Genomic DNA, 14,465 nt, shown 5'->3' with positions numbered 1-14,465 from the left:
CTGGTTGATTATTACGAAACTTTATCAGTTACTTGTCCAGCTATATCAATAATTACACTGGATTCTTGTTTAGTTTTCGCGACTATTAGCCCAATCAAAAAGCCCACTAATCCTGTGCTAATCCATCCAACTCCATAATCGAATAATGGAATGAATCCAAATGTATGGTTAATTGCATTTGTTAAGATATGCGCTTCTTTTAAAGCATCAAGCAGAGCAACCAATCCGACTCCCGCTACAGTGCTCACATATACGGACCGATAACCTTTAAATAGATTATTGGCAAATATTAAAGCAATCAAAGCAATGGCCAATGGATAAAGCAGCAGCAATATTGGAGAAGCAAGTGTCAATACAGTATTCAATCCAAAGTTTGTAATGATTGTTCCTATGATAGAAAAAACTATAATCCATTTTTTATAGCTAATAGACGGAACAATTCGTTCAAAGTATTCAGAAACGGCTGCCAGGCATGCAACATTTGTTGTAATTCCTGTGAGGAAAATAATTGTTCCTATGATATAAATTCCATAATTCCCAAACAGAGCAATAGCACTGGCAGCTAAAACTTCTCCCCCGTTTTCTTTTAACCCAATTGCATCTACACTGGAAGCACCCATCCAAGCCATTGAAACCTGTAAAGCAACTAACCCAATAATTGTTATGATTCCTGCTTTGATAAATAGCTTGGAAACTTCTTTTTCAGATTTTATTCCTAACGAACCAATTGACTTAATGAAAATGCCGCCAAATATAAAAGCAGCTAGTACATCCATTGTATAGTAGCCTTGCGTAAACCCTTTTAAGAAAACGCCATCTATGTATTCCTCTCCAGGAGCCCCTATTTTGCCCATCGGTGTTATAAATGATTTTATAATCAATACTGCTAGCAATATTGAAAAGATGGGGGTAATAATTTTACCCAGGTTATCTACCAATTTCTTTGTATCCCAGGAGAGCAGGACCGTCAATAGAATAAATAACACTGAAAATACAAGCAGATACAGCCTTTCATTTGCTGCACTTTGAATTAAGGGATTTAAACCGATTTCATAAACAACAGAGGTTGTTCTGGGAATAACATAAATAGGTCCCAACGTTAGAAAAAGTAACATTGAAAAGAATGTTGCAAAGCGTGGGTGGACCCTTCCTGCAAGTTTTTCTACAGTACCACCTCCACGAGTCAGGGCAATGATAGCTAGTAAAACCAGTCCAACGCCTGTTATCAAAAACCCTCCCATGGCAAGCCAAGTGTTTGTTCCCGCCTGTTGACCTAACATCGGGGCAAATATAACGTTCCCCGCTCCTAAAAACATGGCAAAGAGCATTAACCCAATAGACAGCACTTGTGAAAAGGACACTTTCTTATCCATTGTTATTCCCCCTTAATACTTATTAAAGCTGCGGGAACGGCTGAAAGAGCCCTTCCTAAAATATCCTGTAATAAATGGCTGCATATTTCTTTATACTTTCGTTGGTTTCTTCTTGCTTAATCTTCCTAATAGAAAGGCACCCGCTCCGATCCCGATTAGGGTTTTCGTTTTTTTGTTGAATGTCTGTTTAGCTACTAAGTTAAGGTTTTGGGGACGCTCCGCCAAACGGCGCATAAAGTATCCATACCAGTCCACTCCAAACGGAACATAAGTACAAAAATTGTATCCTTCCTTGGCTAAACTCAACTGCATATCCTTTCTGAATCCGTAAAGCATTTGGAATTCATATTTCTCTGTTGGTATGTTATTCTTTTTCGCGAACTTTTTCACATGATTAATGATTTGGTGATCATGTGTAGCAATGGATGTAAATTTACCATGCAGGAGATGATACTCGATTAACTCAATGAAATTTTGATCAATATCTTTTTTGTCTTGATATGCGACATTATCAGACTCTTTATAAGCGCCTTTTACGATTCTTAACCGGTAATTTTTATATTTTGTAATCATATCTTTCGCATTATGAAAATAAGCCTGAATAACCGTTCCAATATTATCATAGTCTTTGGAAAGTTCATCAATTAAATCAAAAGATGACTGAAGATGACCATGATCTTCCATATCAAAATTGATGAATACATTATATTTGTACGCGTTTTCAACAATTTCCGATAGATTTTCAAGGCAGAAACTATAATCAATATCCTGGCCCAGCTGAGTAGGCTTTAAGGAAATATGGGCATCCAATTGATGCTCATAAATAGCTTCAATAACGGCAAGAATCTTGGTTTTCGCCTGCAAGGCTTCTTTCTTTTCAAATACAAACTCACCAAGGTTATCGATTGTTGCAGAAATCCCGTTTGCATTCAATTCTTTAACACTCTTCACCATTTCTTCAATATTCGTTCCTGCTACGACAGACTGGGCACCAAGTTTAAGCCCCCATCGTTTTGCACCGCTATTAAGCATCTTATTTTGAGAAAGCATAATAAAAAAATCTTTTGTTATTGTCAAAGTAGTGACCTCCATCATTTTGAACTGGACTTTTTACCAACTCAATTATATTTAGCGTTAATCCCAGAATTTCACTTAATAAAATTCACTTCAATTTTTCAAACCGGTTGCTAACATCCTTTATAAAAGGCAGCATAAAAGCTGCCTTCTTTCTTAAATTGTTTCACTAATCGTTTTTGCCTGCATGTGTAAAATAAGATAGTCAGGGCCTCCTGCCTTGGAGTCTGTTCCTGACATGTTAAAACCGCCAAATGGCTGGTAGCCAACAATGGCTCCTGTGCAGCCACGGTTAAAATAAAGATTTCCTACATGAAATTCTTCTTTTGCCCGTTTAATATGATCAGGATTATTTGAGAGTAACGCTCCAGTTAGCCCATAATCCGTATTGTTCGCTATTTCCATCATGTGATCAAAATCGCGGGCTTTACTGAAAGCCAGAACAGGACCAAAAATTTCTTCCTGCATAATGCGTGCTTTTTCATCAACATCAGCAAAAATAGTTGGCTGGATAAAGTAGCCTTTAGAGTCGTCCCCTTCACCGCCGGTTATCAACTTGCCTTCTTCTTTTCCAATTTCAATATACTTTGTAATTTTGTTAAAAGAAGCTTGATCAATAACTGGCCCCATGTAGTTATTCATGTTTTCTGGATTACCGATTGATAAAGTCTTTGTTAAAGCAGCTGCTCTTTCTAAAACTTCGTCATAGACATCTTGGTGTACAACCGCACGTGAACCAGCCGAACATTTTTGACCCGAGAATCCAAATGCTGAGTACACGATCGAGGATGCCGCTAAATCTAAATCAGCATCTTTATCTACTACAACAGTATCTTTTCCACCCATTTCAGCAATCACACGCTTCAACCAGATTTGGCCTGGCTGTACTTTTGCGGCACGTTCATAAATACGGCAGCCAACCTCACGTGAACCAGTGAAAGATACAAAGCGGGTTTTAGGATGATCAACAAGGTAATCACCTACTTCTGCACCACTTCCTGGAATGTAATTGATTACTCCTTCAGGAAGGCCAGCTTCTTGTAATAGTTCTACAAATTTAGCTGCAATTACAGGTGTATTATTCGACGGCTTTAAAAGAATGGTATTCCCTGCTACGATTGCCGCTGCCGCAGTTCCAGCCATAATCGCCAATGGAAAATTAAATGGGGAAATAATGATCCCTACACCAAGTGGAATATAATTAAAAGTATTTGCTTCTCCTTCTCTGCTTTCTACAGGAGCCCCCCCTTTTAATTGCATCATTTGGCGTCCATAAAAAGTCAGAAAATCAATCGCTTCTGCCGTGTCTGCATCCGCTTCTTTCCATGGCTTTCCGGCCTCCTTCACTAGATAAGCAGAAAATTCATGTTTTCGTTCACGGAGAATCTTTGCTGCACTAAGGAAAATATTCGCCCGTACTTCAGGGTCTTCTTTTTTCCAAGTATCGAAAGCAACTAGTGCGGCTTGCATCGCCTTTTCAGCCAACTCTTTATTTGCTTTGGAAACACTTCCAATTACTTCTTCCTTATTCGCTGGGTTAATCGAAATGATTTGTTCATCTGTTGTAATCGACTCGCCCCCGATAATTAGGGGGTAGCCTTTCCCCATCGCTGATTGAACAACTTTTAATGCTTGATTACATGCATTTTTATTTTCTTCAATCGTAAAATCAGTGAATGGCTCGTGCTTATATTTTTCTTGTAATGTAGTATTCATAGTCATGTAGTTTTCTCCTTTATAGATAATGTGGAAACCTCATCAAATTTTGATTAAGTGTAGCAAGCCACATAGGTATACTTCACTGTCATCGGCTTCCTGTGCCTTAAGCTTTTTCCAATACAAACTGTTGATTTAAGGTAAAGCCTTGTTGATATGGATCGGTTTCTTCTAAAGCAAATCGATGTAATCCGGTAACCCAGGCTGACCCTGTAATTTCAGGAATGATAGCATCGAAACCTGATACTGTCGTTTTCCCAACTACTTTACCTATAAATCTGGAATCGATAATACTTTCTTGAATAATACTTTCACCAATTTGAAGATCCAGGGCTGCTAATTTGGCTGAAGTACCTGTGCCGCATGGGGAACGGTCAATTTGTCCATTCCCAAAAACAACAACATTGCGATAATGATTCTTCTCCTTTTTTAAGCTGAACTCTATAAGATCCACCGTGCAAATATTGGGGTTTTGCGGATGCTCAAAATAAAATTGCTCATTAAGCATTTGTTTTATTCTCATACCAAGTTTAGATAAGACAAGGGTTTCGCTTGTTTCTAATTTCAAATTAAATTGTGACGCGTCCACAATAGCAAATATGCTGCCGCCGAATACAATATCTAATATGATGGTTCCATAACCTTCAATAACAATATTCACATTTTTTTCAAGAACAAAAGATGGCACATTCCGGAACGACACTTCACTAACTTTCTGATCTTTATATTTAGCTGTACATTCCACCTTGCCGGAAGGTGTATCAAGAAAAAACAATTCCTTTTGAGGTAACAAGCCAAACTGTATACCTGCAGTAATAGTGCCGATTGTGCCATGACCGCACATATTAAGATAATCACCGCTGTCCATGAATATTAAGCCTGCATCACAACCTTCTTGAGAAGGTTCACAAAGAATAGCCCCAAACATATCCTGATGACCGCGTGGCTCGTTCATTAATAAATTTCTTAGCCAAGGTATTTCTTTTTTAAGATTATTTTTTTTTTCTAACATTGTATCTCCTGAAATTTTTGGAACCCCACTTACAATAATTCTTGTTGGCTGACCCATTGTGTGGGTATCGATAGTTTCAATAAATTTAGAAAAATTGATCATCACTACACCTTCTCTTTTTTCACAAAAATTTGCATTCTACTAGACATAATGCAATTTGCATGCCAAAAACTTTTTTTCAGCATGACTTCGATCAGAAAAACAAAATTAACAATAAGTCATTCTCTTTTATATAACGTGTATGTTCCTTATTCTGAACTGATGGAGCTGGGTTAAAGGGATGGTACAATAGCAAGATTAATACGTAAAAAATCAAACTTTAAATATAAACATTGAATAGACTTCATTTTTAAAATATTATAAAAAGTGTAAATATTATTTACATAATGTAAACCTGTAAACTTACACAAAAGAGCCGTAAAAGGAGGCAGATCAAAATAGCGGATTTTAGCAGAGATACTATCCTTTTTTATTTAGAAGCTATTTTAAAAACCAGTAAAGATGCAGTCACAGCTGTTGATAAAACGGGGCGGGTTGTTTACTGGAATGAAGCAGCAGAAAATACTTATCAAATTAAATCAAATGAAATAATAGGGAAAAACATAGAGAACTATTTTCAAATGAAGGATATTAAATTGTACGAAATCTTAAAGAGTAAACAGCCAATATTTGATGTTTATCATCAACCTCGTCCTGATAAGCATATTTCAATCAGTTCTTCTCCTGTTTTTGACCATGGCGGCAACCTGATTGGCGCCATATCGGTAGATCGTGATATAACAGCTACCGTAAAACTAAATGATAAGCTTTCCGTTACAACCTCGAAGCTACAAGATTTAAAACAGCAAATCATTAATCAGGCTAAAAACTTACCGTTCTCCAGCATAAAAGGCAGCAGCAAAATTATTAATCAGATAAAGGCATCCGCTATTAAAGTAGCAGCAACTGATGCAACAGTGCTGATATTAGGGGAAAGCGGTGTAGGAAAGGAACTTTTTGCACAGGCCATTCATGAGTCAAGTTCTAGAAAAAAAAGGCCATTTGTTCCTATTAATTGTGGTGCGATTCCTTCCCCCTTATTTGAAAGCGAATTCTTCGGCTATGAAAAAGGTTCGTTTACAGGAGCTGAACAGGGTGGCAAGGCAGGAAAACTAGAAGAAGCAAATGGCGGTACACTATTTTTAGATGAACTAGGCACAATGCCTTTAGATATCCAGGTTAAATTCTTGAGAACTCTTCAAGAAGGAGAAATATATAGAGTAGGTGGCACAAAAGCAATCAAAGTAGACATAAGGGTAATAGCAGCTACAAACAGCATGCTGGATGAGATGGTGGAAAAAGGGGAATTCAGAGAAGACTTATATTATCGTCTGAATGTGGTTCCCCTTCATATCCCCTCACTTCGAGAGAGATTAGAAGATGTTCCAGAGCTGGTACATTTATTTATAGAAGAGTTCTCTATTAAATATCAAAAAGAAATACAATTTCAATCGAATGATATGATGGAGTTATTTTCCTCATACCACTGGCCTGGTAACATAAGAGAATTAAGAAATTTTGTAGAGAGACTTGTGGTCATGACTGATGACACTGTATTGCAAGCCAGTGATATATTGAATATTCTTCCGCAAAAGGCAAAAAAAATAACGTTTGAACATGCTACTATCACATTTCAAGATGAGATAAGCCTAATAGAAAAAGAACGAATAAAAAGTGCATTAGAAAAAACGCACGGTAATAAGACATTGGCAGCTAAGGAATTAGGCTTTTCAAGAGTCACTCTTTACAAAAAGATAAATAAGTATGGACTTTAATATTAATCTCGAACTTTTCTTTTCACCTTTAAAAACAAAGGCTCTTTTCGTAAAGATTGTTGTTTTTAATATGAAACGATTTAAGGTTGATTGGAGCGAAAGTGCGAGACTCCTGCGGGAGCAGCGGGACAGGTGAGACCCCACAGGTGTTTACGTCGAGGGGCTCACCGCCCGCCCCGCGGAGGCGAGCATCTGGAGGGAAATCAACCACACCTCACTACTTGGTAAATAGAAACAAAGTATGCAAAAACAGCCAAAATAAAGTTGAAGGATAAAGATAATTTGTAATAAAAGGGCATCCCTTTGGGTGCCCTTTATCATGCAATCAAAAGAACAATATTTATAGTATTCAAATTTTTTCCTTTTGAAGTAAACTGCCCCGTTAGTTTAAGTACATTTCTTCACAATCTTAATAGTGACACTAACATAAATATTCAATAAAAAAATCATCTCGCCTCTAAGAAATCTATAGAGGTGAGATGATTTTAATCAATCTTTTTTATAAAACTGCTCGTGGGAATCTTACGGCAACGAATTCAGAAATATGGTAAACAAATTTCAGCAATCGGGCGCGATTGTGAAAGAAAAAGTAAAAGGCATGATACATTTTAGTCATGTTTATCTTTACATTAGGTGATGTGTAACTTTTGACTATAGTCAATAAATCAAGGTCGTGTCTTGAATGATTATATTAAGTTTTCCTACCATGATTCCTAACAATAAATTGTTTAATCTTGCTTTCTCAATCAAATTCAGAACCCACTTACACCATGAAATTTCTTCTTCATCTAACCTATTCCTTCTATTAAAAAGAATATAACCTCCAAAATGTTTAGATGTCATTTCTAACCCATCTTTCCCATGTGCTTGTTCAATTTTGGCTATATTTTCTTCTCGCAAAGCCACGGTTTGTTCTAATTTAGAAATTCGGTCCTGAATTAATTTTTTCGCATTTTCTTCATTCGATAACCAAATCGAATATATCTTAATAAAAAATTCATCTCGAATGATGGGATCAGAAGGCAATTCAGTGACCCAATTTTCCAGAGTTTCTCTTCCCTTTTCTGTGATTGAATATATTTTTTTATCGGGTTTACTCGTTTGTTCAATATGTTCAAATTCCAAAAGCCCATTCTTCTCCATTTTAGTTAACAGAGGATATATTTGACTATGCTTCGCAGGCCATAATACCTCTAAATACCTAACTAATTGATAGCCAGAACATGGATTTCTACCAAGCGAACTAAGTATCGCATATCCAAGCGTATTCATCTAATCCCCCTTCATCCATATATCGTTCAATAATAGTGTGTATGTTCGCACTCATCGATCCAACATTCCTTACTGACTTAAAACCAAAGGTTAAATAATCCTTCATTAACCCCTAAATTATACATATAATATATTCCAAAAACCATACTAATTGTGCCCATTGTGAATACAAGTGTTCTACTAATTTTAACGCGTTTCATACTTAACACAAAAGGGATGCCAATAATCGTAGTGAAAAAAAGCATACCAATGACCGTTCCTACTCCAAATAAAAGGATATAAATAGCCGCTTCCCAAACACTCTTTACTGTACTCATCGTCAATATAACCATAGTGCCACTTCCTGCGAGACCATGGACTAGACCAATAGACATCGATTTCAAATATGAAACATCTTTATGTTTGTGTTTATGCTCATGTTTACCACCATGTTCATGGGTATGGACATGTTTATGTTCATCTCCATCATGTGCATGCGTATGAACATGGGTACTTTTGAAAGAAAGGATCGTTGTAACACCCAGATAAACAAGCATGATTCCTACTAAAAATTCTAAGGACATAGACCATTTCCCTGGTATTTCACCCTTCATAAGAATAAGAATAATACCAACTATAAATAATGTTATCGTATGACCTATCCCCCAAAATACTCCTGCTAGAGAAGCGTGCCATAACTTTTTGCTTTGACTTGCAATTGTTGATACTGCAATCACATGATCAGGCTCGATTGCATGCCTGATTCCCAAAACAAAACCTATCGTTAAAACTGAAAACAATGTAACATCCATAAATATTTCTCCTTCAAACTTTTTGTCCCGTATAAAGTGAAACTTCCATAAGTGGGGTTTACCACAGCCTGATTAACCCGGATAAAAGCCCGGCAACCTTTTGATTGCCGGGTTCTAAGCATTAATACTTTCTTAGAAAACACGGTTCGGTTATAAACCACTCTTGACTAATAATTCGGTGACACTCAGTAAAGATTTCCTCTATTACTTGTGTCGAGTTGGCTAATACACGAACCGTAAATCCTGGTACAGATAATAAAGATAGTCCAATTTTATATCGATCTCCATTAATAGCCTGATATAACCGATCAAGGAGGTCAGGGCTTGTTTGTTCGCCAACCACAATCATGGAACCTAAATGTGAAAACCCTTCCATGAATCCAATCTCCTCTATATTTTGGGCAGCAGGATTCAATTGAATGTGATCATAGGCCACAAGCTCATCGTCCATATAAATTTCATTGATGAATTGAAGCCGATTATAACTGAAACGATCTCCATCCGGAGACCACCCCGGGGTTAAAATGTCGGAATAAAGGAAAGTCGCCCCTTTCTCCATGCGAATGACATTTTTTTGTTTATAGCGCGCGTCCTGATACATAATTAGCGGATCCGGAATATACTCGAGATAACATCCAGACTTTAGAAAGATCTCTGTTTCCTGGTAGGCATGAGTGTTAGGTGTCTTATAAACCTTTGTTGCGGATTGTGTCGTTAAGGTTAGTCTCGCTTGCTTCTCGAGCGTAATTTGTATTTTATAGCGATCTCCGTCTAGATAGCCTCCACCGGGGTTCAAAATATAATAACAAGCTTGTCCAGAGTCATCATGATAAACCGGACGCATAACTTTCAATGCGCCCTGAAAATATACATTTTTCGCTACAGTCTTTCCAATCCGATCTTCGACATCTAGACACAAAACTCCAGTCCAGTCTTCCATTATTCCAATCCTTTTAATAATGCATTCTTCATAAGCCAATCAATGACCTGGTCAAGCCCCGTGTTATCTTTTAAGTTGGTGAAAACAAACGGTTTATTTCCGCGAAAAACCTTCGTATCAGACTCCATCACTTCGAGGCTTGCGCCAACGAAAGGTGCTAAATCAGTTTTATTAATGATGAATAAATCTGATTTAATCATCCCTTGGCCGCCTTTACGCGGAATTTTTTCGCCTTGAGCTACATCAATAATATAGATGGAGAAATCCACAAGCTCTGGGCTGAAAGTCGCCGCAAGATTATCGCCTCCACTTTCCACAAAAATGAGCTCTACGTCCGGATGCTTCTCTTTTAATTCATCGATAGCCGCAAAATTCATGGAGGCGTCTTCACGAATAGCTGTGTGTGGACATCCGCCTGTTTCAACCCCAATAATACGGTCTGCCGGCAGGACTCCATTTTGCATTAAAAATTTGGCATCTTCTTTTGTATAAATATCATTCGTCACAACGGCCATGCTGACTTCACCTTCTAAATGACGGGTTAGCCTTTCAACCAACATCGTTTTTCCGGCTCCAACAGGTCCGCCTACTCCAATTTTAATCGGTTCCATATAAAAACACTTCCTTCTATATTAAGACATGAAAATACGAATATTCACACGCTCATGTTTCATTTGTGATAACTCTAAACCTGGTGAAACGATTCCAAAATCCTCTTTATCCAAAGTTTGAATTTTTTCTGTTGCTTCTATTAAAGCACTTTGAAACTCATGAATCGTCTTCTGTCCCGCGGTCTGTCCTAACGGAATCGCCCGAACGGCATTTTGAACAAGACTTGAAACAGTAGAATACAAATAATAGAGGGTGGTAGTTGTTTTCGGAACACCAAGATGGTGCCCTATCATCGTAAATGCAATAGCTGGATGTCCAAAGGAGTGCTTCTCCTTAATCCGTTTTTGATATAGCGAGTGAACAGGAAACTCATATAAAGATCCTACAAGGTTTACCATGCGTTCTCCCATTCTTTTGGTACCTTCTCTCGTTTCACGCGGCAAATTTTGAACCGTCAGCATTCGATCGATCTTCCACACCGTTTGTATATCCTCATTTTCCAAGGCATCATAGACAAGACGGGTTGCCAGCCCATCTGAATAGACGAGCTGTTCATTTAAATATACATGAAGCCACTTGGAAAACGATGCTTGATCATACACTTGATCTTCTTGAATATACGTCTCTAGACCATATGAATGACTAAAAGCACCAGTTGGAAAATTCGAATCACATAGTTGGAATAAAGAAAGAATATTAGGATTCATGGCTATGTCCAATATGACGAAAAGCCTGTTTTACTTTCCGCTCTTCACGTGTAAAAGGAATTTGAAGCTCTTGCAGCAATTCTTCAACAAGATAATCATACTGAACGAGCATATCGTTCTCTTCAAATTGAGCTGGAAGGTGACGATTCCCCAATTGGTGGGCAATCGTTCCCATTTCATTTAAACTTCGCGGGCTAATGACCAACAGATCATCGGAAAGGACATCTACGACAATCATATTTTTATCATCCATATATAAAACATCGCCAGCCTTAAGGTCACGCAGTTCTTTTAAACGAATGCCAATTTCGTGGCCGTGGTCGGTGGTCACTCTTTGAATCCGTTTCACTAAATTAGCACTTTCCAGGTACACCTTTTCCATATGGCGTTTCGCAATTTCTTCTCTGTCCATTGCTTCGATATTTGCAACGATTTTTTCAATAATCAATATTTTCACCTCAAAATAAGACTCAAAATAAGAAATAGCGTTGTCCCATCGGCACTATATCCACAGGCTCACAAGTAATGAGTTCCCCGTTTACTTTTACCTCATACGTTTGTGGATCAACCGTAATCTCAGGCGTTTCGGAATTAAGCTTCATATCTTTTTTCGTTAAGTTTCGAATACCATGAACTGGAAGAACCGTTTTTTCCAAGCCTAATTTTTCATGCACTTTATCATCAAAAGCGACTTGAGAAACAAAGGTAATTGAGCTCTTAGACATGGCTTTTCCATAAGATCCATACATTGGACGATAAATAACTGGCTGTGGTGTCGGAATGGACGCATTGGCATCACCCATTAAGCTTTCTGCAACAAAGCCATTTTTAAGAATCATTTCAGGCTTCACGCCGAAAAATGCCGGTGACCAAATGACAAGGTCCGCCATTTTTCCGACTTCAATCGAACCGACATATCCAGAAATACCATGAGTGATAGCGGGGTTAATCGTATATTTAGCTACATAACGCTTCGCGCGATTATTATCAGAAAGCTCGCTGTCACCTTCCAACGCTCCTCGCTGTTTTTTCATTTTATCTGCTGTTTGCCATGTACGTAAAATAACCTCGCCAATTCGTCCCATTGCTTGTGCATCTGAGCTAACCATACTGAATACACCCATATCTTGAAGAATATCTTCAGCCGCAATCGTTTCGCGTCTAATCCGTGAATCAGCAAAGGCAAGGTCTTCAGGAATAGATGGGTTTAAATGGTGACACACCATTAACATATCCAAATGCTCGTCGATCGTATTAATTGTATATGGCAAAGTCGGGTTTGTAGATGATGGAAGAACATTCATAAAGCTCGCTGATTTAATTAAATCAGGAGCATGTCCGCCCCCTGCCCCTTCCGTATGGTACATATGAATAACTCGGTCTTTAATCGCCGCTAGCGTGTTTTCCAAAAATCCGCCTTCATTCAACGTGTCTGCATGAAGGGCAACTTGTACGTCATATTGGTCCGCTACTCGGAGAGCGTGGTCGATAGCAGAGGCTGTAGCTCCCCAGTCTTCATGCACTTTTAATCCAATTGCGCCTGCACGTACTTGCTCAGCTAACGCCTCTTCGTTCGCAGCTTGTCCTTTTCCAGTGAAGCCTACGTTAATTGGAAATCCTTCCGCTGCTTGCAGCATTTTATGAATATTCCATTCACCTGGAGTAACAGTTGTGGCTTTTGATCCTGCAGCAGGACCCGTGCCTCCTCCGATTAAAGTTGTAAGACCGGAAGCTAATGCAGTCTCAACCTGTGCTGGATTAATGAAATGTACATGTGAGTCGATTCCACCAGCAGTGACGATCATCCCTTCCCCAGCAATGATTTCTGTAGAAGCACCAATTACAATATCCACATTATCCATTATTAAAGGATTTCCGGCTTTTCCGATTCCAGCAATTTTCCCGTCACGGATTGCAATATCCGCTTTATAAATCCCGGTATAGTCTAGAATAACAGCATTTGTAATGACAACATCCGGAACTCCATCTTCGCGAGCTGCAAGAGGATGTTGCCCCATCCCGTCACGGATTACTTTTCCGCCGCCAAAAACGACTTCTTCACCATATGTAGTATAATCTTTCTCAATTTGGATCACTAAATCTGTATCCGCTAAACGAATGGAATCTCCTGTCGTTGGACCATACATCCCAGAATATTGCTTTCTTGACATTTTGAAACTCATTGATTTCCCCCTCTTTCCACGGATCCATCTGTTTTATTATTAAATCCATACACACGACGTTCTCCACCAAAGTCAATCAATTCTATTTCTTTTTCATCTCCAGGCTCTAAACGAACGGCGGCACCCGCAGGGACGTTTAACCGTTTCCCAAACGCTTCTTCGCGATTGAATTGAATAGCTTCATTGATTTCATAAAAGTGGAAATGAGAGCCAATTTGAACAGGCCGATCTCCTGTATTAATTACAGACAGCTTTGTGACTATTTTCCCGGCATTACAAATAATTTCTTCTTCTTTTAAAAATAGTTGCCCTGGTATCATTTGAGCATGCCTCCTTGTCTATTCTTATCTGATTGGATTATGAACCGTTACTAGTTTCGTTCCATCAGGAAAAGTAGCTTCTACTTGAATATCGTGGATCATCTCTGGAATACCTTCCATAACATCTTCGCGCGACAAAATCATTGCTCCATATTCCATCAATTGTGCAACTGTTCTTCCATCCCTCGCCCCTTCTAACACTTCATAGGTAATAAGTGCTACGGCTTCCGGATGGTTTAATTTTAATCCTCTTTCTTTTCGTCGCTTGGCAAGATCAGCTGCCACTACAATCATGAGCTTATCTATCTCACGCGGTAATAATTGCATCGTAAAGCCTCCTCATTTTTAAAATGACCAACTATGGCGAAAATTCCATCAATTTTCGAGACATTTCTTCTAAACCCATTGATGCTTAGTTGAACCAATTGGAACGGAGAATCAAATATTCATCAATAAAGTTACCTGAATTATCTGCAATCGTACGATAAAAAAATACCATTAAACCCCAAACAGATTATCACTATTTTAGAAAAACAATGATGTTGGAATTAACTTTTTTTTCTATTTTATTTACAAAAAAAATCAGATTTTACAATAAAATGAAGGATTGATTCCCCTGGAATATTAATATATCATAATATACATATATAT

At 38.2% G+C, this 14,465-nt stretch carries 14 protein-coding genes; 1 reads left to right on the top strand and 13 read right to left on the bottom strand.

The window, feature by feature from the left end; translation table 11 throughout:
* Nucleotides 1–11: 11 nt before the first annotated feature.
* From brnQ to ACFRAK_RS15210, 4 genes are all read right to left on the bottom strand, one after another.
* Nucleotides 12–1,373, bottom strand: a complete 1,362-nt coding sequence (gene brnQ / locus ACFRAK_RS15225; RefSeq protein WP_387603302.1) for a branched-chain amino acid transport system II carrier protein — start codon at nt 1,371–1,373, stop codon at nt 12–14.
* Between the two features lie 90 nt (nt 1,374–1,463).
* A complete protein-coding gene (locus tag ACFRAK_RS15220) occupies nt 1,464–2,423 on the bottom strand; it encodes a proline dehydrogenase family protein (protein WP_394572049.1) in 960 nt (319 codons plus the stop codon).
* 180 nt (nt 2,424–2,603) lie between these two features.
* Nucleotides 2,604–4,163 carry an L-glutamate gamma-semialdehyde dehydrogenase gene (gene pruA, locus ACFRAK_RS15215; RefSeq protein ID WP_394572048.1) on the bottom strand — a complete coding sequence of 520 codons (1,560 nt, stop codon included), beginning with the start codon at nt 4,161–4,163 and terminating at the stop codon, nt 2,604–2,606.
* A 106-nt stretch (nt 4,164–4,269) separates the two neighbouring features.
* The gene (locus tag ACFRAK_RS15210) at nt 4,270–5,277 is read right to left on the bottom strand and encodes a proline racemase family protein (protein WP_394572007.1); all 1,008 of its coding nucleotides are present in this window, start codon (nt 5,275–5,277) and stop codon (nt 4,270–4,272) included.
* A 335-nt stretch (nt 5,278–5,612) separates the two neighbouring features.
* Between ACFRAK_RS15210 and ACFRAK_RS15205 the strand changes: the two genes are divergently transcribed.
* On the top strand, nt 5,613–6,989 hold the full coding sequence (locus ACFRAK_RS15205; protein WP_394572047.1) for a sigma-54 interaction domain-containing protein: 1,377 nt from the start codon (nt 5,613–5,615) through the stop codon (nt 6,987–6,989).
* 657 nt (nt 6,990–7,646) lie between these two features.
* Here ACFRAK_RS15205 and ACFRAK_RS15200 read toward each other — a convergent pair.
* From ACFRAK_RS15200 to ACFRAK_RS15160, 9 genes are all read right to left on the bottom strand, one after another.
* Nucleotides 7,647–8,261, bottom strand: coding sequence for a PadR family transcriptional regulator (locus ACFRAK_RS15200; RefSeq protein WP_387603296.1), 615 nt, complete (start codon nt 8,259–8,261; stop codon nt 7,647–7,649).
* A 77-nt stretch (nt 8,262–8,338) separates the two neighbouring features.
* The gene (locus tag ACFRAK_RS15195) at nt 8,339–9,052 is read right to left on the bottom strand and encodes a HoxN/HupN/NixA family nickel/cobalt transporter (protein ID WP_387603293.1); all 714 of its coding nucleotides are present in this window, start codon (nt 9,050–9,052) and stop codon (nt 8,339–8,341) included.
* A 121-nt stretch (nt 9,053–9,173) separates the two neighbouring features.
* Entirely contained in the window at nt 9,174–9,992 is an 819-nt protein-coding gene (locus tag ACFRAK_RS15190; protein ID WP_394572006.1) for an urease accessory protein UreD, read from the bottom strand.
* Nucleotides 9,992–10,603, bottom strand: a complete 612-nt coding sequence (ureG, locus tag ACFRAK_RS15185; RefSeq protein WP_387603287.1) for an urease accessory protein UreG — start codon at nt 10,601–10,603, stop codon at nt 9,992–9,994. Before ureG ends, ACFRAK_RS15190 begins: the two co-directional genes overlap by 1 nt.
* Nucleotides 10,604–10,624: 21 nt before the next feature.
* Nucleotides 10,625–11,311 carry an urease accessory protein UreF gene (locus ACFRAK_RS15180; protein ID WP_387603284.1) on the bottom strand — a complete coding sequence of 229 codons (687 nt, stop codon included), beginning with the start codon at nt 11,309–11,311 and terminating at the stop codon, nt 10,625–10,627.
* On the bottom strand, nt 11,301–11,759 hold the full coding sequence (gene ureE / locus ACFRAK_RS15175; protein ID WP_260287812.1) for an urease accessory protein UreE: 459 nt from the start codon (nt 11,757–11,759) through the stop codon (nt 11,301–11,303). Before ureE ends, ACFRAK_RS15180 begins: the two co-directional genes overlap by 11 nt.
* A gap of 22 nt (nt 11,760–11,781) precedes the next feature.
* On the bottom strand, nt 11,782–13,494 hold the full coding sequence (gene ureC, locus ACFRAK_RS15170) for an urease subunit alpha (protein WP_387603278.1): 1,713 nt from the start codon (nt 13,492–13,494) through the stop codon (nt 11,782–11,784).
* A complete protein-coding gene (locus tag ACFRAK_RS15165; protein ID WP_387603275.1) occupies nt 13,491–13,814 on the bottom strand; it encodes an urease subunit beta in 324 nt (107 codons plus the stop codon). The genes ureC and ACFRAK_RS15165 overlap by 4 nt, the downstream gene beginning before the upstream one ends.
* Nucleotides 13,815–13,838: 24 nt before the next feature.
* Nucleotides 13,839–14,141: an urease subunit gamma gene (locus ACFRAK_RS15160; RefSeq protein ID WP_061465959.1), complete on the bottom strand. Its 303-nt coding sequence runs from the start codon at nt 14,139–14,141 to the stop codon at nt 13,839–13,841.
* Between the last annotated feature and the right edge of the window lie 324 nt (nt 14,142–14,465).

The organism is Peribacillus sp. NPDC056705 (assembly GCF_043656335.1).
This window is presented reverse-complemented; position numbering and strand designations above follow the sequence as displayed.

Coding starts and splice junctions, on each gene's coding strand:
- brnQ (WP_387603302.1), bottom strand. CDS start 1,373: ATGGATAAGAAAGTGTCCTTTTCACAAGTGCTGTCTATTGGGTTAATG.
- ACFRAK_RS15220 (WP_394572049.1), bottom strand. CDS start 2,423: ATGCTTTCTCAAAATAAGATGCTTAATAGCGGTGCAAAACGATGGGGG.
- pruA (WP_394572048.1), bottom strand. CDS start 4,163: ATGAATACTACATTACAAGAAAAATATAAGCACGAGCCATTCACTGAT.
- ACFRAK_RS15210 (WP_394572007.1), bottom strand. CDS start 5,277: ATGATCAATTTTTCTAAATTTATTGAAACTATCGATACCCACACAATG.
- ACFRAK_RS15200 (WP_387603296.1), bottom strand. CDS start 8,261: ATGAATACGCTTGGATATGCGATACTTAGTTCGCTTGGTAGAAATCCA.
- ACFRAK_RS15195 (WP_387603293.1), bottom strand. CDS start 9,052: ATGGATGTTACATTGTTTTCAGTTTTAACGATAGGTTTTGTTTTGGGA.
- ACFRAK_RS15190 (WP_394572006.1), bottom strand. CDS start 9,992: ATGGAAGACTGGACTGGAGTTTTGTGTCTAGATGTCGAAGATCGGATT.
- ureG (WP_387603287.1), bottom strand. CDS start 10,603: ATGGAACCGATTAAAATTGGAGTAGGCGGACCTGTTGGAGCCGGAAAA.
- ACFRAK_RS15180 (WP_387603284.1), bottom strand. CDS start 11,311: ATGAATCCTAATATTCTTTCTTTATTCCAACTATGTGATTCGAATTTT.
- ureC (WP_387603278.1), bottom strand. CDS start 13,494: ATGAGTTTCAAAATGTCAAGAAAGCAATATTCTGGGATGTATGGTCCA.
- ACFRAK_RS15165 (WP_387603275.1), bottom strand. CDS start 13,814: ATGATACCAGGGCAACTATTTTTAAAAGAAGAAGAAATTATTTGTAAT.
- ACFRAK_RS15160 (WP_061465959.1), bottom strand. CDS start 14,141: ATGCAATTATTACCGCGTGAGATAGATAAGCTCATGATTGTAGTGGCA.